Annotated in this window: 25 protein-coding genes; 8 read left to right on the top strand and 17 right to left on the bottom strand. The window is 71.5% G+C overall.

Annotation, left to right across the window (positions count from 1 at the left end; translation table 11 throughout):
* Window positions 1-25 precede the first annotated feature (25 nt).
* Both FHX45_RS17295 and FHX45_RS17300 read left to right on the top strand, forming a co-directional pair.
* Window positions 26-238, top strand: a complete 213-nt coding sequence (locus FHX45_RS17295; protein ID WP_208405963.1) for a MerR family transcriptional regulator — start codon at window positions 26-28, stop codon at window positions 236-238.
* A 418-nt stretch (window positions 239-656) separates the two neighbouring features.
* Window positions 657-1,877 carry an MFS transporter gene (locus FHX45_RS17300; protein ID WP_167102772.1) on the top strand — a complete coding sequence of 407 codons (1,221 nt, stop codon included), beginning with the start codon at window positions 657-659 and terminating at the stop codon, window positions 1,875-1,877.
* Here the strand turns inward: FHX45_RS17300 and FHX45_RS17305 are convergent.
* Window positions 1,866-3,221, bottom strand: a complete 1,356-nt coding sequence (locus FHX45_RS17305; protein WP_167102775.1) for an MFS transporter — start codon at window positions 3,219-3,221, stop codon at window positions 1,866-1,868. The genes FHX45_RS17300 and FHX45_RS17305 overlap by 12 nt on opposite strands.
* Before the next feature lie 207 nt (window positions 3,222-3,428).
* Between FHX45_RS17305 and FHX45_RS17310 the strand changes: the two genes are divergently transcribed.
* Window positions 3,429-3,692, top strand: coding sequence for a DUF3040 domain-containing protein (locus tag FHX45_RS17310; protein ID WP_167102779.1), 264 nt, complete (start codon window positions 3,429-3,431; stop codon window positions 3,690-3,692).
* 37 nt (window positions 3,693-3,729) lie between these two features.
* On the opposite strand, the gene FHX45_RS17315 is transcribed toward FHX45_RS17310, so the two are convergent.
* Both FHX45_RS17315 and FHX45_RS17320 read right to left on the bottom strand, forming a co-directional pair.
* Window positions 3,730-4,257: a DUF305 domain-containing protein gene (locus tag FHX45_RS17315; protein WP_167102782.1), complete on the bottom strand. Its 528-nt coding sequence runs from the start codon at window positions 4,255-4,257 to the stop codon at window positions 3,730-3,732.
* A 54-nt stretch (window positions 4,258-4,311) separates the two neighbouring features.
* Entirely contained in the window at window positions 4,312-4,659 is a 348-nt protein-coding gene (locus FHX45_RS17320) for a hypothetical protein (RefSeq protein ID WP_341771498.1), read from the bottom strand.
* A gap of 265 nt (window positions 4,660-4,924) precedes the next feature.
* Here FHX45_RS17320 and FHX45_RS17325 point away from each other — a divergent pair, with 265 nt between their 5' ends.
* The 4 genes from FHX45_RS17325 (at window position 4,925) to FHX45_RS17340 (ending at window position 9,326) form a co-directional block, all read left to right on the top strand.
* Window positions 4,925-5,167: a hypothetical protein gene (locus FHX45_RS17325; protein ID WP_424923814.1), complete on the top strand. Its 243-nt coding sequence runs from the start codon at window positions 4,925-4,927 to the stop codon at window positions 5,165-5,167.
* Between the two features lie 335 nt (window positions 5,168-5,502).
* Window positions 5,503-7,338 (top strand): hypothetical protein, encoded by a 1,836-nt coding sequence (locus FHX45_RS17330; RefSeq protein WP_167102785.1) that lies wholly within the window; start codon window positions 5,503-5,505, stop codon window positions 7,336-7,338.
* 90 nt (window positions 7,339-7,428) lie between these two features.
* Window positions 7,429-9,087: a hypothetical protein gene (locus FHX45_RS17335; protein ID WP_167102789.1), complete on the top strand. Its 1,659-nt coding sequence runs from the start codon at window positions 7,429-7,431 to the stop codon at window positions 9,085-9,087.
* Between the two features lie 32 nt (window positions 9,088-9,119).
* Window positions 9,120-9,326 carry a hypothetical protein gene (locus FHX45_RS17340; protein WP_341771499.1) on the top strand — a complete coding sequence of 69 codons (207 nt, stop codon included), beginning with the start codon at window positions 9,120-9,122 and terminating at the stop codon, window positions 9,324-9,326.
* Between the two features lie 62 nt (window positions 9,327-9,388).
* On the opposite strand, the gene FHX45_RS17345 is transcribed toward FHX45_RS17340, so the two are convergent.
* From FHX45_RS17345 to crcB, 7 genes are all read right to left on the bottom strand, one after another.
* On the bottom strand, window positions 9,389-9,625 hold the full coding sequence (locus FHX45_RS17345; RefSeq protein ID WP_167102792.1) for a hypothetical protein: 237 nt from the start codon (window positions 9,623-9,625) through the stop codon (window positions 9,389-9,391).
* A gap of 95 nt (window positions 9,626-9,720) precedes the next feature.
* Window positions 9,721-10,992 carry a YeeE/YedE thiosulfate transporter family protein gene (locus tag FHX45_RS17350; protein WP_167102795.1) on the bottom strand — a complete coding sequence of 424 codons (1,272 nt, stop codon included), beginning with the start codon at window positions 10,990-10,992 and terminating at the stop codon, window positions 9,721-9,723.
* A gap of 71 nt (window positions 10,993-11,063) precedes the next feature.
* Entirely contained in the window at window positions 11,064-11,447 is a 384-nt protein-coding gene (locus FHX45_RS17355; RefSeq protein ID WP_341771500.1) for a GNAT family N-acetyltransferase, read from the bottom strand.
* On the bottom strand, window positions 11,444-11,722 hold the full coding sequence (locus tag FHX45_RS17360; protein WP_167102798.1) for a DUF6295 family protein: 279 nt from the start codon (window positions 11,720-11,722) through the stop codon (window positions 11,444-11,446). The genes FHX45_RS17355 and FHX45_RS17360 overlap by 4 nt, the downstream gene beginning before the upstream one ends.
* An 11-nt stretch (window positions 11,723-11,733) precedes the next feature.
* Window positions 11,734-12,474, bottom strand: coding sequence for a dienelactone hydrolase family protein (locus FHX45_RS17365; RefSeq protein WP_167102801.1), 741 nt, complete (start codon window positions 12,472-12,474; stop codon window positions 11,734-11,736).
* Between the two features lie 31 nt (window positions 12,475-12,505).
* Window positions 12,506-12,871, bottom strand: a complete 366-nt coding sequence (locus FHX45_RS17370) for a fluoride efflux transporter FluC (protein WP_167102803.1) — start codon at window positions 12,869-12,871, stop codon at window positions 12,506-12,508.
* The gene (crcB, locus tag FHX45_RS17375; RefSeq protein ID WP_341771501.1) at window positions 12,868-13,293 is read right to left on the bottom strand and encodes a fluoride efflux transporter CrcB; all 426 of its coding nucleotides are present in this window, start codon (window positions 13,291-13,293) and stop codon (window positions 12,868-12,870) included. Before crcB ends, FHX45_RS17370 begins: the two co-directional genes overlap by 4 nt.
* A 360-nt stretch (window positions 13,294-13,653) precedes the next feature.
* Here crcB and FHX45_RS17380 point away from each other — a divergent pair, with 360 nt between their 5' ends.
* The gene (locus tag FHX45_RS17380) at window positions 13,654-13,938 is read left to right on the top strand and encodes a DUF3040 domain-containing protein (protein ID WP_208405966.1); all 285 of its coding nucleotides are present in this window, start codon (window positions 13,654-13,656) and stop codon (window positions 13,936-13,938) included.
* Between the two features lie 12 nt (window positions 13,939-13,950).
* Here FHX45_RS17380 and FHX45_RS17385 read toward each other — a convergent pair whose 3' ends face one another.
* From FHX45_RS17385 to FHX45_RS17415, 7 genes are all read right to left on the bottom strand, one after another.
* A complete protein-coding gene (locus FHX45_RS17385; protein ID WP_167102812.1) occupies window positions 13,951-14,466 on the bottom strand; it encodes a DUF6328 family protein in 516 nt (171 codons plus the stop codon).
* A 70-nt stretch (window positions 14,467-14,536) separates the two neighbouring features.
* Window positions 14,537-15,049 (bottom strand): flavin reductase family protein, encoded by a 513-nt coding sequence (locus FHX45_RS17390; RefSeq protein WP_167102815.1) that lies wholly within the window; start codon window positions 15,047-15,049, stop codon window positions 14,537-14,539.
* A 13-nt stretch (window positions 15,050-15,062) separates the two neighbouring features.
* The gene (locus FHX45_RS17395; protein WP_208405967.1) at window positions 15,063-15,410 is read right to left on the bottom strand and encodes a cupin domain-containing protein; all 348 of its coding nucleotides are present in this window, start codon (window positions 15,408-15,410) and stop codon (window positions 15,063-15,065) included.
* Window positions 15,410-16,855, bottom strand: coding sequence for a 4-hydroxyphenylacetate 3-hydroxylase family protein (locus tag FHX45_RS17400; RefSeq protein ID WP_167102821.1), 1,446 nt, complete (start codon window positions 16,853-16,855; stop codon window positions 15,410-15,412). The genes FHX45_RS17395 and FHX45_RS17400 overlap by 1 nt, the downstream gene beginning before the upstream one ends.
* Window positions 16,855-17,529 carry a DUF2848 family protein gene (locus tag FHX45_RS17405; RefSeq protein ID WP_167102824.1) on the bottom strand — a complete coding sequence of 225 codons (675 nt, stop codon included), beginning with the start codon at window positions 17,527-17,529 and terminating at the stop codon, window positions 16,855-16,857. The genes FHX45_RS17400 and FHX45_RS17405 overlap by 1 nt, the downstream gene beginning before the upstream one ends.
* The gene (locus tag FHX45_RS17410) at window positions 17,526-18,338 is read right to left on the bottom strand and encodes a carbon-nitrogen family hydrolase (RefSeq protein WP_167102827.1); all 813 of its coding nucleotides are present in this window, start codon (window positions 18,336-18,338) and stop codon (window positions 17,526-17,528) included. Before FHX45_RS17410 ends, FHX45_RS17405 begins: the two co-directional genes overlap by 4 nt.
* A gap of 97 nt (window positions 18,339-18,435) precedes the next feature.
* The gene (locus tag FHX45_RS17415) at window positions 18,436-19,449 is read right to left on the bottom strand and encodes an AraC-like ligand-binding domain-containing protein (protein WP_167102830.1); all 1,014 of its coding nucleotides are present in this window, start codon (window positions 19,447-19,449) and stop codon (window positions 18,436-18,438) included.
* Window position 19,450 lies beyond the last annotated feature (1 nt).

The following is a 19,450-nucleotide window of genomic DNA, read 5'->3' on the forward strand; positions in this document are numbered from 1 at the left end:
CGCGTCACCCAATACGGTGACGATCATGACTGCACACCGACGCACGGTGGGCTCGGGTGAGCTCGCGGCCGAGCTCGGCCTGTCGCGGCGTTCGATCAGCCGGTACGCCGAGCGCGGCTGGATCAAACCGGCACTCGTCACCCCCGGCGGCCAGTACCGCTGGGATGTCGAGGACGTGCGCAACCAGCTCGAGGCACTGCGGGACCGGCACACCAACCAGCGCCGCCTGTCCACCTAGGACCAGAAAGCGCTTTCCCACCCACCCGCCATCCGCGCGTGTTCACCGCCCCGGGCGCCGTGTTGGCCGCTCCGGTCGGCGTGTTGGCCGCTCCGCGCCACGTGTTGGCCGGGACATCGCATCGTCTCGGGCGCCGAGCCCGGGGCGGCAGCCGGCCCGGGCCGCACCTCGCCCGCCCGAGAGGCAGCCCGGGCCGGGAGTGCGGCTCTCGCCACAGCGCAGAAGCGTTAGCAGCGCCGCTTGTCGTCATCGACACAGGGACACCGCCCGCAGCCGCAGGTACCGTTGGGCGGCGCCCGGGCCCGACCGCCCGGGACGGCCGGCCCTGACGGGCCGGAAGCACGTCCCACTGCCGGGACCCGATCGGGACCACCCCGGCTTTTCGGAAGGAACTCCCTTGCGGCGAAAACTGCCGCCGATGATCCGCGCGCTCGGAAACCACAACTACCGCCTGTGGGCGGCCGCCGATCTCGTGTCGGTGACCGGCACGTGGATGCAGGTCCTCGGTCTGAACTGGGTGGTGCTGGCCCGCACCGGCTCGGCCACTTCGGTCGGGCTGTCGGTGGTGCTGTCCACCGTCCCGGCCCTGCTCGTCGGGCCGTGGGCGGGCGCGATCGCCGACCGCTTCCCGCCGCGGCGGATCATCCTCGCGGGCCAGACCACGCACCTGGTCATCGCGCTGCTCCTGGGCTTCATGGTGTGGCGGGACATGCCGCTGGCCACCGTCTTCGGCCTCACCGCGCTCGCCGGGCTGGTGGGCGCGTTCGAATCGCCCGCGCTGGGCCGGTTCGCCGGGCAAGTGGTACCCCGGCGCGACCTGGGCAACGCCCTCGCGCTCGGTTCGATCGTCAACTCCGCCGGCCGCGTCCTCGGCATGAGCCTCGCCGGCGTGCTCGCCGCCGCGGTCGGCAACGCCCTGCTCTTCGTGCTCAACGCGGCCAGCTTCGTGGCCGTGATCGTCACGATCCTCGTCATCCGCACGCACGAGTTGCACCCGCTCGCCGTCGCCCGGCCGGAGCGTGCCGGGGTGCGCGCGGGCCTGGCCTACGTGCGCGGCAGCCACCGTCTGGTCGTGTTGTTCACCCTCGGGTTCGTGCTGTCCGGTCTGGGCCGCAACTACCAGGTGACCATGGCCGCGATGGCCGACGGCCCACTGCACGCGGGGGCCGCCGGTTACGGCCTGCTGTCCGCCGTCTTCGCGGTCGGCACCGTGATCGGCGGCGTCGTCGCGGCGCGGGTCCGGGAGCTCACCCTGCCGCTGCTGCTCGGCGCCGCCGTGGTGACCAGCGTCCTGCAGGGGGTCAGCGGGTTCCTGCCCGGCATGCTGGGGTTCGGCGCCGTGATCCTGCCCATCGCCGCCGGGGCGGTCCTCATCGACACCGCGAAGAGCACGCGCCTGCAGCTCGACTCGGCGGAGGACATGCGCGGCCGGGTGCTCGCGATCGACGGGGCGGTCGCGGCGGCCGCGGGCGCCACCGGCGCGCCGCTGCTCGGCTGGATGTGCGAGCGGCTCGGTGCCGGGCACGCGCTCATGGTCGCGGGTGCGGTCACGCTGGTGGCCACCGCGGTGGCGATCCTCGCGGTGCAGCGAGCGCGCCGCCACGCCGTCGAACCGGTGCTCGTGGCGTCAGCGGCGTGAGGCGGACATCTCCTCGGCGCTGACGATCGGCGCCGAGCCGGCCAGCGGACGGCCGGCCGACTCGCGGGTGCAGAAGATGCAGATCGCACCGATGATCCCGGCCGCGATCAGGTAGTACGCGGGCCAGTTCAGGTCGCCGGTGCCGGCCACCAGCGCGCCCATCACGGTCGACGTGGTGCCACCGAACAGCGACACGGAGATGTTGAACGCGATCGACAGCGCCCCGGCACGGATGCGGGTGGGGAACATCGCGGGCAGCGTCGAGGGCAGCGTGCTGGAGAAGCACACCAGCGTCAGTCCCATGATCGCGAGCCCGGCGAACGTCGCCACGCCACCGCCGGCGCGGAGCAGCAGCACCGACGGCAACGACAGCACGATCAGCCCGAGGCACCCGGCCAGCACGACCGGGCGCCGCCCGAACCGGTCGGACAGCCGGCCGAGCACGGTCACCACGAACATCAGCAGGACCAGCACGACGATCTGGAGCACCTGCGCGGCGGTCTCCCCGACGCCGTCGTGTCCGTGGCCGGGCAGCGTGTCGGTCAGGTAGGTCGGCATGTAGCTGGTGAGCATGTAGTTCGTCACGTTCCAGGCGAGCACCAGCCCGGCGCACAGCAGCATCGCCGGCCAGTGTCGGGCGAAGATCGTGCGCAACTCGTCCCGGGCGGTCCCGCGCTGCTTGCCCTCGCCGGCGACGAAGTTCGCGAACGCCGGGGTCTCCTCCAGGCGCAGCCGCAGGTAGAGGCCGACCATGCCGATCGGCAGCGCGATCAGGAACGGGATCCGCCAGCCCCAGCTGAGCAGCTGCGCCGGTGTGAGCACCGCGGTCAGGACGGTCGCGATCGTGGCGCCCAACGCGTAGCCGGTGAGCGTGCCGAACTCGAGCCAGCTGCCGAGGAACCCGCGGCGGCGGTCCGGCGCGTACTCGGCGATGAAGGTCATCGCGCTGCCGTACTCGCCGCCGGTCGACACGCCCTGCACCAGCCGGGCGAGGAGGACCAGCAGCGGCGCGGCGATGCCGATGGTCGCGTACCCGGGCACGACGCCGATCGCGAACGTGCCCACCGCCATCAGGATGACGGTGAGCGACAGCACGCGTTTGCGGCCGATGCGATCGGACAGCGGACCGAACAGCAGGCCGCCGAACGGCCGGATCAGGAACGACACCGCGAACAACCCGAACGTCGCGATCGTCGCGACCGGGGCGGGCAGGTCGGTGAAGAACACCTTGCTGATCGTGGTGGTCAGGTAGCCGTAGACGCCGAAGTCGTACCACTCGGTGATGTTGCCGATCGCCGCGGCGCCGACCGCCCGTTTGACGACTGCCCGATCCGCGACATTCACCTCTGGGTCTTGCACCGTCGGCGCGTACCCAGCGCCGTGGCGGGAAAAACCAGCCGAGCGGGCGCCGGCCGGGTGGGTAGCGTCACGGTAACCGCCGCCCGGGTTCACCCGTCCGCGTGACCCAGCGGCCTGTTGCACCCGGATTGACCTGCGCTGATCCGGGTATCCGCCGGAGCGGACCAGTCAGCGGCGACCAGGGGCGGCAGCATGTTGAGCCGGAACGAGCAGCAGCAGCTGAGAGCGATCGAGCAGTGGTTCGAGATCACGGATCCCGAGCTGACCAGATCACTGCGCGACGGGCGGCTCCGTCACCTGGGCCTGCCGCGCCGGCTCCTGTGCCTCGCGCTGATGGTGTTCGGCGGGGCGATGATCGGGGTGGGCGCAGTGGCCGCGAACGTGTTCCTGCTGTTCGTCGGCATCGTCGGCCTGACCTTGGGGGTGTGCCTGCGGATCGGGGCGATCCGGCCGTGACGGCGGGGCGGGCACCGGTCCCGCCCCGCCGCGACCGTCAGCCGAGGATCGCTCGCATCTCGGTGATCTCGGCTTGCTGGGTCTCGGTGATGCGCTGGGCCAGCGCCTTGGCCTCGCCGTTGACGCCCTGCGTCAGCTCGGTCCGCGCCATCTCGACCGCACCCTCGTGGTGTTCGGTCATCATCCGGAGGAACTCCTGGTCGAATTCGCTGCCGGTGGCGTGCTCGAGCATGGCCGTCCCGTCGCCACCCGTGTCACCCGGCATCGAGTGGCCGGCCGGCGCGGCCGGTGCGCCCCAGCTCGTGAGCCAGCCCCGCATCTGCTGGATCTCCGGGGCCTGTGCCCGCTGGATGCGGCCCGCGAGGTCGAGCACCCGCGGGTCGGCGGCACGCCCCGGCGCCAGCTTCGCCATCTCCACGGCACCCTCGTGGTGGGGGATCATCATCGACACGAACCCGACGTCGGCCTGGTTGTGATCGGGCTGCCGCGGGGGTGCGGCGGACTGCCCGGTACAGGCCGTGAGGAGTGCGGCGGTCAGCAGGAGACCGCCGAGGATCTTGCGCATGGAAAAAAGACCTCTCGTGTGTTTGCAGTTGCGAATTCGGCGGGCGAGCGCCGATCACAGCCGCAGCACACACGTGTGGTCGAGCATCGCGCGCCCGGAGGGACGGCCGGGCGCGCGCGAGCGGGGACACCCCGCTGGGCGGCGCGACGGTGGCGGGGTCCGGATCGCGCGCAGCAGCATCCCGAGGCCGAGCACCACACCGGCGAGCAGGACGGCGAGGCACAGGTGCAGCACGTCGTGCCTCATGCCGTGATCCTGGTGGCCGACGGGATGCCCGGCGTCGGCCGGCACGCTCATGGCCGGGCTCTCGGGCGCGGCGGCACCGGCGATGTGGTGCATGCCGACCAGGCCCAGGGCGAGTAGGCACAAGAGCACCACGCGTCGCCAGCCGGTCACCGCCACGCGGTCAGGATATCGGCATCGGCGGACCCGGCGGCGGCATCGGTGGCTCCGGTGGTGTGGGTGGCGGCGGTGGTTCGGGTGGTGTGGGCGGCACCGGTTCGGGACCCGGCCCGGGCGGGATCGGCTCGGGACCGGGAGGTTCGGGATGGACCATGGTGTCCTCCTCGGTCGGCTCTCGCGGTTCCGGAATACCCCTGCCGTGCGCGGGCGAACGCCTAGACTCGACCTCATGCGGCGACACCGGCCGGTAGTCGAGGTGCCTGACGTGGTGGGTCTGGGCGCCGGCGACGCGTGCGCCATCGTGCGCCGCGCCGGGCTGGTGCCGGCCGGCCCGGAGGGGATGCCGGCGCCCGAGGACGGTGTGGTCGTCGCGCAGGCGCCGGTCGGCACCGCCGGCGCCGAGGAGGGCGCGACGGTCGTCCTCGTCACGCAGCACGGGCGCCACCCGGCGGACGACCCCATCACCCCGCCGCCCACCGAAGAGGCCGACACCCTCCAGCCCGCCTGACCCGGACCGTCCACACGCGACGTCGCCGCGGCTGACCGTCCGTATCGGACGACCTGGGAACTCACTCGACAGAGTGAAACGGGGAACTTTTCCTGTGGGTGATTCCCAACCTTTGACACTGGTTTGACGCCCTCTGGGCCAAACGGGAGCATTCCGCTCCATGTTGATCAGTCACACGCTGACAGTGCGGCTGTTTGTCGACCTGCTGCGGCAGTCCAGCGCCCTGTGTCCACACGGCGCCCGTAGCTGACCCGAGCTTCCCCTTTCGGCATTCCGGGGGAGAACTGTGCCCATTTCCGGGCACGCGTTTTCATGGGAACGAACATGGAGAAGGCATGCGCCTGAAATCGCCAGGATGGCGAAAACTGTTGACCGGCACGGCGGCGGTCGCGATCGCCGCCGGTGCCGTGACCTACACGGGCACGAGCAGCGCCTACGCGGACGTGCAGGTCGTCACCGACGCGAAGACCGCCGCGGACGGCAAGCAGTACTGGGTGGAGAACCACCTCGTCGGCGGGGATCTCGCGAAAATCCGCAGCGAGGGTGCGCAGCGCAAGGAATGGCTGCTCGTCTGGGCCGGTGACGAGAACATCGCGGACACGGCCGTCAAGGACGTGAAGAACCTGCCGGGCACCCTCGGCGGCGGCCTGAACAAGGCCAAGAACGCCCTGCCCGGCCCGGACTTCCTCGCCGTCATCGACGCCACCAAGGGTTCGCCGACGTACGGCAAGGTCGTCAACACCGCCACCGTCGGCCCGCTGGTCGAGAACGAGCCGCACCACATGCAGTACGTGTGGCACAAGGGCGACACCATCTACGCCGGGGCGTTGTTCGCCGCGGCGACGTACGCGTTCGACGTGAGCGCGTTGCCGCAGCTCAAGCTCAAGGGCATCAGCCTGCCGACGCAGACGCTCGGCGGTTCCGTGCCGGACGCCTACTGGGTGCTCAAGGACGGCACCGCGTACGGCACGTACATGGGTGGGCCGGTCGCACCCGGCCCGTACACCTACGCCAACGGCCAGACAGTGGTCGGCAACGGGTTCGCCGGCAGCCCCGGCGAGGTCGTGCGCTTCGACCAGAACGCGCGGGTGCTGTCGCAGACCTCGGCGGCGACCCCGCAGGGCGACGACGCGAAGCTGTGCGAGAACCTGCCGACGCTCACCCAGGCGACCTGCGCCAACCCGCACGGCATCCAGGCCCGCGAGGACCTGAACACGCTGGTCACCAGTGACTACGCGGAACCGCGCAACATCATCCTGGACCCGGTCAAGCAGCCGTCGCCGTACCTGCGCCGGCCCACCATCCGGACCTGGGACATCTCCGACCGCAACAACCCGAAGCTCAAGGCGGTGTCGTATCTGCCGGACGGCCCCCGGGCCAAGGACTACGACCCGCTGTACGCGGAGAGCCGCGCGGCCATGGAGGCCACGGTGACCAACCTGCCCGGCCACAAGGGCGCGTTCGCCGAGACCATGCAGGGCGGTTCGGTGTTCTACACGCCGGACATCACCAAGCCGCAGCCCCACTGGTACCAGGTGTGGGACGACGGCGCGGCGAACCGGGCGCTGGGCAACAACGACAGCATCGGCGCCAGCTCCAACGGCGGCTGGATCCAGACCAGCCCGGACGACCGCTTCCTCTACCGCGCCATCCAGGGCCGGCAGAAGGGCACCCTCGGGCCGGACGACCCCGGCACCACCGGGGGCGTCTACGTGCTGAACATCGAGAACCTGCTGGCGCAGGGCCCGGAGTGGGCCGGTCCCGGCATCCAGACCAAGGAGCAGGCGCGCAGCGGCGCGGACAACGGCGTGCTGCCCACGCTCGCGGGTGCCGCGCCGATCAACCCGGGCACCCCGGGTGCCGGCCCGCACTGGGGCGCGTTCGACAACTTCGTGCTGGGCGGCGACGGTTTCTACCACGAGACCAGCTCGCCGGACCGGGTCGCGGTGTCGAACTACTTCGTTGCGCGGTCCGGTTTGGACGGTGACCACAAGGTCAACATCGTGGACCTGTCGCGGGACGGCAAGGCCACCGTGGACCAGGACTTCCGCGACGAGTTCACCGGCGCGGTGGGCATCAACTTCAACCGGAAGTCGTGGCCGCACGGCGAGTTCGGCAACGCCAAACCCCACTCGGAACTGTTCGTCGTCGCCGACGCGGACGTGAAGTGAGCACCGCCGTGCGTGGCCGGGTCCGCCCGGCCACGCACGGCCCGGCGCGCACCCCCCGTTGAACGCCCCTAGCGCTGGAAGAGGTACCTCATGGACCACGGGTCCCATCCGGTCACCGGCTCGGCCGGGCTGGATCTGGCCGCGCTGATCGTGCGGCTGGTGTTGTTGCCCGCCACGGCTTTCGTCGCCGGGATCGGGCTGCTGCGCCCGCAGGTGGACACGCTGCCGCGCCGGCTGGGACAGGTCACGGCGGCGCTGGGCGTCCTGTCCGCGGTGCTGGCCGTCGTGTCGGCGGCCGCGTTCGACGTCAACGTCGTCGCCGCGGTCGTGCACGCGCTGCTGGTGCTGGCCGTGCCGGTGCTGACCACGCGCCGCCCGCCGGTGGGCCGCTGGGTCGCGGTCGGGCTGCTCGTGCTGCTGATCCTGGAGACCGCGCTGGGCCGCAACGGCGTGGAGTTCGCGGTCGACACGGTGTACGTCGCCGGAACGGCCGTCTGGTTCGGGCTGGCCGCGCTGGCGCTGGCGCGGGTGGACACGCCCCGGTTCGGTGCGCTGTCGTGGACCCTCGGCGGCGGCCTGGCGCTGGCGGCCGCCGTGCAGCTGGTGCTGTCCGGGGTGGCCTTCGACCGGCGGGTTTACCAGACGTTGTTCGGCGTCGCGTTGCTGGCCGCTCTCGTGCTGCCGATCGCCGCCACCGCCGCGCGGCGGTTCGCCGTGATCGGGGTCGCCGCGGCGTTCCTGGCCTGGAGCGCGGTCGTGGCGCTGCCGAAGCCGGCCGAGCTGCCGGTGCCCGGGGTCCCGCTGCTCGCCGACGCCGGGGGCGCCCCGGTGCTGGTCAGCCCGCAGCGGCCGGGCGTGAACCTCGTCCACCTGTCCGCGCCGGGTTCGGTGCGGACCGGCGACGGGACGTCCGTCGAGGCGGTCCCGCGGCCGGGCGCCTCCGGTTACTGGGCCGAGGTCGAGCTGCCCGCGGGACGCAGCGAGCTGGTGGTGGGCGACCGGGTCGTGGAAGTGGACGCCGGCACGTCGGTGGGTGTGCCGACGGCTTCCGGACCGGACGGCCCGGAGTGCGCGACGACCGCGCTGGGCGGGCTGGTGGCCGGCCGCAAGGACGTGCTGACGAGCTGCCCGGCCGATGAACTGTCCGAAGAGGATGCCGACGCGCTGCGCAAGCTGGTCGGGTTCCTGGCCGACCGCAAGACCCAGTCCATCACGGTCGTCGACGACACCACCCCGCGCGGCACGGCGGCGGGACGCGTGGTCCGGGAAGCCGCTGCGGCCCACGGGATCGCCGTCCGGCCGGAGGGCGCCGCGCTGGTGGTGGTCTCGGGCTGGGCGCGGGCGGCCTCGGCGCTGGACGGTGCGGCCGCCGCGCAACGGGAACAGCCGGCGTACCCGTTCGGCCTTTACGTCGCGCCGTGGCTGCTGACCGGGCCGCTGGTGAACAGCGTGGCGAGCTCGACGGTGCCGCTGCGGTTCGACCCGCGTGAACAGGCGGCGGTCAGCTACGCGGTGGCGCTGGACAACGCGTTTCCCGGTGAGGCGGCGACCGTGACCGGGTTCCGGCAGTGGCTCGGCCCGGAACAGCCGGCCGCGCCACGGGTCCAGCTGTTCGCGTCGGCACAGGTCAACGCGATGCCGATGTTGCCGGGCCAGCCGCACGCGCCGGGCATGGACTCGCCCGGTGCCGGACCCGGGTTCTTCGTTCCACAGGGGACGGTCGTGCCGGTCAGTTTTCCGCTCGGATGACCCGGGCGGAGCAGGAAAGGAGAGTGCAGGAAGTGCGCAGGAGTGTGGTGAGGGTGCTGGCCGGTGGCGTGATCGCGGCCGCGGCGTTCGGTGCCGGTGGCGGTGTCGCGAGCGCCGGCGAGGTGCCCATCTGGGCCGTGTCCGGGGCGGATGCCGGTCCGCTGCTCGACCCGGCGATCGGGGCGCCGGCCACGGCGCTCGCACCGGTCTTCGGACTGTTGACCGAACTGGCCGGCTGACGCCGGGCACGCGAGAGGGCCCCGCACCAGGTGGGTGGTGCGGGGCCCTCTTGGTGCTCAGCTCAGCCGAAGCTCGGCAGGAGCTTGCCCGGCGCGGCGTTGACGGACCGGACCAGCCCGATCACCGGCACGCCCAGCGGCGCGAAGGTGTAGGCGTTGTTGAGGTTGGTCGTGTCCGGCTCGTCCACGACGGCCACCTCGCCCGGCGCGGGTGCGGCCAGCGCGGGTGCCGCGGCGCCGAACACGGCCGCCCCGGCGAGGGCGCTCGCGACGAGGCCCCGGATCACGGTCTTCTGCATGGTCCCACCTTTCTCACCTGTCGGGGATTGTGTTACCCCGCAACGAGAATGGCAGGACAACCGGGTGGTTGTCCTGCCATTCCAGCGCTTGGGAATCAGCAGATGGAATCCGCCGGCTTCGGGTTGGCGAGCCCGAACAACGGGCGCAGCTTCAGGCCGATCCACGTGCCGCCGAGGGCGAACACGCCCCACAGCCAGCCGTGCAGGCTGCCGGTGGAGATGCCGGCCAGGTAGGCGCCGATGTTGCAGCCGCCGGCCAGCCGGGCACCGATGCCCATGAGGATTCCGCCGAGGACGGATGCGACGGCGGTGCGCCACGGGATCTCGGAGTGGATCTTCCAGGTGCCCGCCGCCGCGGCGGCGACCGCCGCGCCCAGGATGATGCCGATGTCGGTGAGGCTGGTCTTGTCCGTCCAGATCGGACCGGCCAGCGACTTGGCGTTGCTGGTGGTCTGCCAGAACTCCCAGGTCTCCGGGTGCAGACCGAGCAGCTGCAGGAACTTGGCGCCCCACAACGCGAAGGCGAACGTGACGCCCCAGGTGCCGCCGGAGACGAGCACGACCGCACCGGCGAGCACGGCCAGCACGACGGCGCCGGCCAGCAGCGGCCACGAGCCGCGGAAGACGCGCGCGACGCCCTTCGCGGTCGGCGGGACGCCCACCGGCGGCGGGTTGCGGCGCGCCTGCACGATCCGGGTCACGACGACGACGAGCCCGAGCACGGCGACGGTGATCGCCCACGAACCCCACCAGCCGACGTGGTCGGCGAGCAGCACACCGGACACCTGCGGCCAGCCGTTGAAGACCGGGAACGCCCAGGTGTAGAGGACCGACCCGGCGATGAAGCCGCCGAGCGTGAGCACGATCGACGACTGTCCCGCCCCGACCGCGAACAGCGTGCCCGACGCGCACGCGCCGCCGAGCTGCATGCCGACCGCGAACAGCGTTGCCCCGACGAACAACGCCAGCCCGATCGGGCCTGCGGTCGCCTTCGGCGTGGTGCCGAACAAGCCGGTCCCGGTGCCGATGAGCAGCGCGACCAGCGTCGCGGCCGTGCCGAGCAGCAGCGCGTGCGCCCGCAGGCCCTCGCCGTTGCCGACGGCCAGCAGCTGCCGCCAGGCGGAGGTGAACCCGAAGCGCGAGTGGTAGAGGGCAACGCCCAGGAACAGTCCGATGACCAGCAGTGCGCCGAACTTGCCGCCGTAGGTGGCCCAGACGTACCAGCTCAGCGCGACCGCCCCGGCGGCGGAGATCAGCAGCGGGACCTTGCGGACCGGCTGCTCCGGCTCCGGGATCGGCGCCGCGCACGAAGTGGGCGAGCGCAGCAGGAAGTTGCCGGCCGGCGGCCGGTCGGTGACAGCGGACACAGAGCACTCCAAAACGGACCACGGGGATGAGCCACGGACCACGTTAAGACTCCGTGAACCGTTCGCCCAGCTCATCCCACACTGCGGTACGCCATCAGGTGGCTGGGGTCGCGGACGAACCCCAGCCGCTCGTAGAACGGCACGACATCCGGCGCCGCCACGAGCTGCACCCGTCGTGCGCCAGCGACTTCGACCAGCCGCCGCACCATCCGTTGCCCGAGTCCGCGGCCCTGGTGTCCGGGGTGGACCACCACGTCGACGATCAGCAGGTACATCACCCCGTCACCGACGAGCCGGGCCATGCCGGCGAGTTCGCCCCGGTCGCGCGCGAGCACGCCGTGCGCGGAGTTCTCCAGTGCCGCGCCACAGATGTCCGGTCCGGGCGACGGCCACCCCACCGCGGCCCGCAACGCGCGGTACTCGGCCGCCGCCGGCAGGCCGTCCTCGACGGTCACCTCGGCTGGTTCGCCGAGGCCAGCCCCTCCGGTGCGGTGGCGATCGCCCGGTGGATCGCCTCCGCCAGTGCCAGCGCGGCCTCCTCGGTCAGCTCCACCGGCACCCGGGCCGACGGTCCCTCCGCCGGGTTCAGGAAGTCGATGTTCACCGTGTGCGTGTACGGCGCGTGCGTCGGGTGGTCCACGTAGACCGAGGCGTGCGTCAGCGGGATCCACCCGTGTGCGGACTTACCGCTGCCGTCGACCTCGATCTGCTCGGTCAGATAGGTGCACATGCCGGATCTCCTCACGCCGCGAGGTGCTTGCCGAAGAAGTCGACGATCCGCCGCCAGCCGTCCACCGCCGCCTCGGGGCGGTAGCTGGGCCGGTCGACGGCGAAGAACCCGTGCCCGGCGCCCGCGTAGGTGTGGAACTCGTGCGGTTTGCCCAGGCGGTCCAGTTCGGCGGACAACGTCGCGGTCTCCGCGGGCGCGGGAAACTTGTCCTCGGCGCCGAAGAGCCCGAGCAACGGGCAGGACAGGCCCGGCGCGAGGCCGAGCAGCGGCCTCATCCCGGCCATCTGCGGCGGCGGGTCGTTGACGACGAACGCGCCGTAGCAGTCCACGGCCGCGTCGACCTCGATGCTGCACGCGGTGAGGAACGTCTGCCGTCCGCCGGAGCAGTACCCGATCACCCCGATCCTGCCGTTGGCGCCCTCGATGCCCCGGAGATGGGTGATCGCGCCCTGGACGTCGCCGACCAGCCGGTCGTCCGGCACCCCGCCCCGCGCGCGGGCCGTTGCGGCCGCGTCGTCCGGATCGGCGCCCGGAGCTTCACGCCAGTAGAGGTTCGGGCAGATCGCGTGGTAACCGTGCACGGCGAACCGCCGGACGATCTCCTTGGTCGCCGCGTCGTAGCCGGGCATGTGGTGGATCACCACGACCCCGCCGCGCGGCGCCGGGTCGAGCGGCCTGGCCAGGTACGCCTCGATCCCGTCACCACCGTGCCCGGTGATCATGACGGTCTCCGCCCGCATCGCATCGGTCATGCCGCCAGCCTGGCACGCCGCGCGACGCACGTCACACCGGAAAGATCGCCTGGGTGGTGGCGAATCCGGCGAACGCGGCACCGATCCCCGCGGCGATCGTGATCACGACGTTCATCGCCGCGTAGAAGTACGCCTTCTGCTCGATCAGCCGCAACGTCTCGAAGCTGAACGTGCTGTAGGTCGTGAGGCCCCCGCAGAAGCCGGTGCCGAGGAGGGTGAACAGCGGCCCGGGCAGCGTCGCGCCGGCCAGGGCGCCGAGGACGAGGCAGCCGGTCAGGTTGATCAGCAGCGTGCCCCAGGGGAACGGCCCCCCGTGCCGCGCCTGCACGGTCCGGTCGGTGAGGTAGCGCAGCGGCGCACCGACCATCGCGCCGGCGATGACGAGCAGAGCCGTCATCGGCCTGCCAGCCGGCGGGTCAGGGCGGCACCGGCGAAGACGGCGACCATGGCCGCCAGCAGGGTCCCGGCCAGGTAGGCGAACGCGACGGCCACCAGGCCCGGCGACAGGAGGTTGTGGAACTCGACGGCGTAGGTCGAGAACGTGGTGAAGCCGCCGAGGACGCCGACGCCGAGGAAGGGCCGGACCAGCGGGTGGGCCACGCGGATCTCGGTGACGATCACCATCAGGACGCCGATCAGGAAGCACCCGGCGACGTTGGTCGCGAACGTCGCCCACGGGAAGTGGCCGGGAGCCGTCGGCCAGGCACGGGTCAGGCCGAACCGGGCGAGCGCGCCGAGCCCGCCGCCGATCGCGACCGCCGTGACGGTGGGTAGCTGCGAAGGGCGGGGCGGGGCGGTCGCGCGGGGATCACCGCTCACGGCCACCACCGTAACGCGTCAGTCCGCCTGCTTCGGCTCCTCGGTCAGGTCCTCGAGCAGGCGGTCGAAGTCGAACTCCTCGCGCAGTGCCTCGAAGATCGGCGTGTCGTTGCGGACGCGCTCGTCGGTCTTGCTCATTTCGCATCTTCTCCCTCGCCCGCGCGTGCACTCCCGCACGGTTCGTTTTCGCAGGAAGAGCGCTCTCCCCTCGCCCTTGATGTCCTACGATTGGGTTAACGGAAGGTAATATTACCTACCGAGCGTAAACACGCAGGGGACAACAGCGGAAGCACAACGCAGATCACACCGTGACAAGGTGCCGCCGGCGAGCGATACTGGTCAGTAGAGGCGGTGCGGGCGATGGCACTCCACGATGAGGAACAGCGACGGCTGTTGGAGATCGAGCGGCAACTGGCCGCGGAAAACCCACGCCTGGCGCAGCGTCTGGCCGAGCTCCGGCCCATGCGCCTGTCCGGCATCCTGCTGTCGGTGCTCGGCATTCTCTGCTCCCCGGTGGCCGGGTTGTTCCTGCTGGTCGTCGCGGCCCAGTCGCACGTGCTGGTCCTCTACGTGATCGGCACCGTGTTCACCTCCGTCCTGCCCACGGCGCTGATCTGGCGCGCCTGGCTGCACCGGCTGCCCTAGCCCCGCGGACCGCTATTCGGCCCGGGTGGAATCGCTCGGCGGTTCCGGCGAGGGCCGGGTGTCGCGCACGGCCTGGTTCGACAGGAAGTTCGGGGTGACGAACCACAACGTCGCGAAGGTGAGGCCGACCAGCACCGCCACGACCGCCATCGCGACGGGGCCGTAGACGACCTTCGCGATCAGCGACACCGTCGCGGTGATCGCCGCCGCCAGGCAACCCAGCCCGGCCAGCACGGCGCGGTTGCCGGCGCGCAGGATGTCGTCCCGCCGGCCGGCGCGGAACAGGATCCGGTGCCACGCCGCCGGCGCCGACAGCAGCGCCGTGGACAGCACCGCCAGCAGGACCGCGACCAGGTGCACCGCCTTCTCGAACCCGCTGGCCGACCGGAACTGGGCGGTGAACACCACCGACAGCAGGAACCCGAACAGGATCTGCACGCCGGCCTGGGCCACGCGCAACTCGCCGAGCAGCTCGTTCACGTTCCGCGCGAGGCGCTGGTTCGGGGTCTCTTCGTCGCGACCGGCCACAGGGATCAGCCTATGGGAGGATGTGCGTGGTCACCGGGTGGACGGGCCGAGGCGGTGCTGTCGCACGTTTTCAGCAGAACCAGGGCTCGATCTCCTCCCCGTGGGGCTGCACATCGCTGAAGTGCCCGGCGTAGAAACCGAGCGGCTGCCCGTCGTTGCTGCACACCGCGGTGACGGCCCCGAGGACAATGGTGTGGTCGCCGGCCTCGACGGTCCTGCTGACCTCGCAGTCGAGATGGGCGAGGGAGCCCGGGACGACCGGCACGGAATGGCTCCCGTAGGACGGCTCGAGATCCGCGAAGTGGTCCGCACCGCGTTGGGCGAAGCGCAACGCGATCTCCTTCTGGCGGCGGGCCAGGATGTTGACGACGAACCGTCCCGCGTGCTCGACGGCAGCCGCGCTGCGCGCGCCGTGGTTGAAGCAGACCAGGAGCAGCGGCGGCTCCAGCGAGACCGAGGTCAGCGAGTTGACGGTCATGCCGTGCGGGCCGCTCTCGTCCTCGGTGGTGATCACGGCCACTCCGGTGGCGAAGCGGCCCATGGCCCGGCGCATCGTCAGTGGGTCGATCGTGGGGGTGGACATGTGCGCGCTCCCGTCAGGACCCGGCCGGGTAGCGCACCTCGAAGGTGAGCACGCCGTCCTCCGAGCGCCACGGGCCGTGCGGCATGCCCGGCGGCCGGCAGGCGTACTCACCCGCCGTGAAGGTCCGCCCCAGGGTCAGGTCCACGAACGAGCCCTCCAGGATGTAGACCTCCTCCCAGAACTCGTGCCGCTGCACCCCGGTCGCGCTGGAGTCCGCCCCGGGCTCGTACCGCAGGATCCGGGTAGCCACGCCGGTGTCCGGGTCCCGCGACAGGATTCGCTCGGTGATCAGCGGGTTGTCTCCTGCGCAGACGGTGAACTCGACGTCGGTGACCGGGAAGAACTCGTACTCGGGTTTCATCACGCCTCCGTTCCGTAGGAGCCGAGGAAGGCGTCGACGGCCCGCACCGGCGTGCTGTAGTCGAAGTTGCGGAACGCGTACCCCTTCACGACGAACGGGGCGCCGGCGTAGAACAACTCGTACTGCTGGTGCCGCCCGGCGAATTCGCTGCCGACTGCATCCCACGCGAGCTTGAACAGCTTCACCCGTTCGACGGCGTCGACACCCGGGCTGCTGACGTAGCGCTCCATGTCGTCGCGGGTGGTTGCGCCGACCAGCTCCGCGACGCTCGACGGCACCTGCAACACACCACCTCCCGCCAGCTCCCGCAGGATGCCGATGACCCGCGGGTGCACCTCGGCCTGCAGGCCCATCGCGCCGTACAGCGCCTGACCGCCGGGGCGCAGCAGTCCCTGGTCGTCCGGCGCTGCCGTGTACTCGGCGGCCAGCACCCCGGACCGGACGACACTGACCAGGCTGGCGAGCTCGCCGAGCTTCTCGACGACGCCGGGGAACTTGTCCACGCCGTTCACCGCAGCGATCTTGCGGGCGATGCCGGCCAGGAAGCCCAGCTTGGTGGCGAAGCGGATCTGGGCCTGCCAGTTGCCCAGCGCGTGCGCCCCGGTGTCGAAGAACTGCTTCCGCAACCCGGCGACGTCCTTGAAGACGAACACGTCCTTCCACGGGATGAACACGTCGTCGAACACGAGCAGCGCGTCCGTCTCGTCGTACCGCGCACTCAGCGGGTAGTCGAACGCGCTGGTGGTCGCGGTGGCGTAGGGGCGGCGGCAGTACAGCGTCAGTCCCGGTGCGTTCACCGGCACGGTGAAGCTGTTGGCGAAGTCCTGGTCCTCGGCCTGCAACGGCTTGATGCAGGACACCAGGATCTCGTCGGCCACGGCACCGCCGGTCGCCAGCATCTGGGCACCGCGGACCACGATGCCGTCGTCGCGCACCTCCTTGACGCCGACCTGGACGAGGTCCCCCTCCCACGCGTGCGCGGTGGTGGCGCGGGAGACCTGGGGCGGGATGATCGCGTACGACACGTACAGGTCGTTCTCGACGACCCGCCGCTGGAAGTCCAGCACGTTCTGCCGCAGGCCGTGCTCGTCGCCGAACGCCTCCGGGTGGGCGCTGAACGCGGCCAGGAAGGCGCCGACGTGGTCGGGTGAGCGTCCCACCCAACCGTGGGTGTGGTCGGCCCAGACCTGGGCGGCGGTCCGCCACGAGCGCAGGTCCTCCGGCGAGCGCGGCGGCAGGTAGAGCCGGTTCACCGGCTCGCCGGTAACCGGGCCCGGGGCTTGCATCCCGTTGGCGGGATCAGCTGCCAGGTCGAAGAGTTCGGCGATCGTCGCGGCGATCGGGGCGAACGCCGGGTGCGACGAGACGTCGTCGACCGGGGCGCCGTCGACGATGACGCGGCGTCCGTCGTCGAGCGAGGCGAGATAGTTCTTGCCGGTACGCATCAGGTGCTCCTCACTCTTGCGTGGTAGGTGTGTTCGATGGGGTCGAATCCGGGGACGTGCAAACTCAGCCGCCAGTCGCGGCCGTAGCGGAACGCGCCGTCCAGCAGCGGCAGGGTGCCGCCGAACAGGACGAGGACGGAGTGGTCGGAGCCGTCGGTGGGTGGGCGGCCCCGGCTCTCCAGGACGTCGACGGCCGGCAGCAGGCCGGCCAGGGTGCCCTCCTGGTAGGGCTCGTGGTCGACCCAGCTCCGCGCGACGATGTCGTCCCAGGGCAGGGCCGACGGGTCGGCGCCGAGGTCGATCACGGACCGGGCGACGGGCTTGGGGCAGGCCGCTTTGGACCCGGCGATGCTCTGCCGTTCCAGTGCCCGGTCGGTGTGGTCGGAGCCGACGGTGAGGTAGTGGTGCCCGCCGGTCACGATCAGCACGGGCTCGACCTCGCCGGAGGTGCTCGGACCGCTCACCGTCACCTCGGCCGCGCAGGTGAGGAGTCCGGGGTCGAGGTCGAAGAACGCCGGGACCGTTTCCGGCTCCGGTACGCCGATCGCGGCGAGCTCGGCGATGTGGTGCCGAACGGCGGCCTGATCGCGGCCGGTGTAGCCGGCGATCGTGAGATCGGTCGGGGTGAGCAGCACGTCACCCCCACCGGCGATCGTGAAGCGCAGCGCCGTCATGCGAGCACCTCCTCCGCGGGACGGCCGGTCCAGCGTCGGTCGGCGAGTGCCGGGAACTCCGCACGGACCCGGCGGGGCAGTCCGGGATCCAGGTCGACGTGCGTGAAGCCCTCGTCGCGACCCGCCTCGGCCAGTACTTCGCCGGTTGGGTCGACCACCCGCGAGTGCCCACCGAGCTCCACCCCGTGCTGGGTGCCGACGGCGTTCGCGGCGATCAGGTAGGCCTGCTGCTCGACGGCGCGCACCTCGGTGAAGAGCCGCCAGTGCGCCAGCCGGGCAGCCGGCCACGCCGCGCACACGGCGAACTGCTCGGCCCCGGTGTCCACCATGCTCCGGAACAGCTCGGGGAAACGCAGGTCGTAACAGGTCGTGATGCCCGTGGGTACTCCGCCGATCTCGCTCACCGTGACGTCGGCACCCGAGGTCAGCAGCTGGGATTCCCGCGACCCGTAACCGAAGAGGTGCACCTTGCGGTACACGGCGCGGATCCGCGCGTCCGGTCCGAGCACGACCGAGGTGTTGTGCAGCAGGCCGCGCTCGTCCCGTTCGACGAAGCTGCCCAGGTGCACGTGCAGCCGGAACTCGGTGGCCCACTCGCGTGCCGCCGACACCGTCGTGCCGTCCAGCGCTTCGGCGCCGTTTTCGTAGGCGTCGAAGGCGAAGTAGCCCATGGTCCACAGCTCGGGCAGGACGAGCAGGTCGGACTCCCGCAGGTCCGGTTCGGCGAGCACGGCGCGCGACACCCGGCGCAACCGGGCCTGCGGGCTTTCGTCGTCTCGGCTGGCGATCTGCAACAGGCTGACGCGCATGATCAGGTCCTGCTGTCCGGAAAGAACCGCATTGGTCGCTCCGCATCTCTACGCTGGAATTCGGTACGTCGAGTCTGCGAGAAGCACCGGGGCGCAACTACCGCCTGGACGAACTCCCACGATCGGATCCGCGCAGCACGGCCGACGGGGAGACGCCGAAGCGCTGCTTGAACTGCGCGGCGAAATCTCCGAGATGGACGAAGCCACAGCCCAGCGCCGTCGCCGTCACCGTGGTCGCGTCCGGCGCGGCCGCGGCCAGCAGGTCGTGGGCACGGTCGAGGCGCTCCGCGCGCAGCCACTCGCGCGGAGACAGGCCGACCTCACGGCGGAACCCGATCTGCAGGCTCCGCAGCGAGACGTCGCACTGCCGCGCCACATCAGCCAGCGACAACGGCTCGGACAGGTGGGCCAGCATGTACTCCATCGCGCGCCGGACACGGCTCGTTGACGGGGACGCGGCCGTGCCCCCGAACCGGTCGGACAGATTGCTCGGGTGGCTGAGCAGCAAGGTCTCGACCAGCAGCGAGTCGAGCTGGTGGACCAGCCGCAACCGACCGTCGAGGCGCGGGTCGCCGACCAGCCGGACGGCGGCCTCGATGAGCGCCAGCAGCCCGCCGGAGACTCGGTGCACGGCGAGTTCGAACTGGACCGGCACCGACCCGGTGGTGCCGGCGAGCACTGCTGCCGTCCGCTCGACCCGCCGCCGATCCAGCCGCAGCACGATCTGGTCGAACTCGCCGTCGATCTCGAACCGGAAGTCGCCGTACGGGCTGACGACCGACGCCGTACCGGCCTCCAGGATCGCGGCCTGTCCGCCGTAGCGGTACCGGGCCCGGCCGGAGATGGGCAGGGTGAGGAGGAAGTTGTCCTCCTCCGGCGTCACCTCGGAAACGGTGACGTCGGCCCCGTAGTACAGGCGGTTCAGCGAGAGGGATCCGCTGCCGAGGTGATCCAGACGGGTGGCGAGGCGGCCGCCGCGGCCACGCAGCCGCAACGCGTGCGGCCGCAGGGCGGACGTGCAGGCGTCCACCACCGCGTCGGCGTTCTCGGTGGCGGCCAGCAGCCGGGTGCCCTGGCCCCGGACGAGGTTCGCCAGTTCCGCGATGGACATG

It is taken from the genome of Amycolatopsis granulosa, from assembly GCF_011758745.1.
In the GTDB taxonomy this organism is placed as follows: domain Bacteria; phylum Actinomycetota; class Actinomycetes; order Mycobacteriales; family Pseudonocardiaceae; genus Amycolatopsis_E; species Amycolatopsis_E granulosa.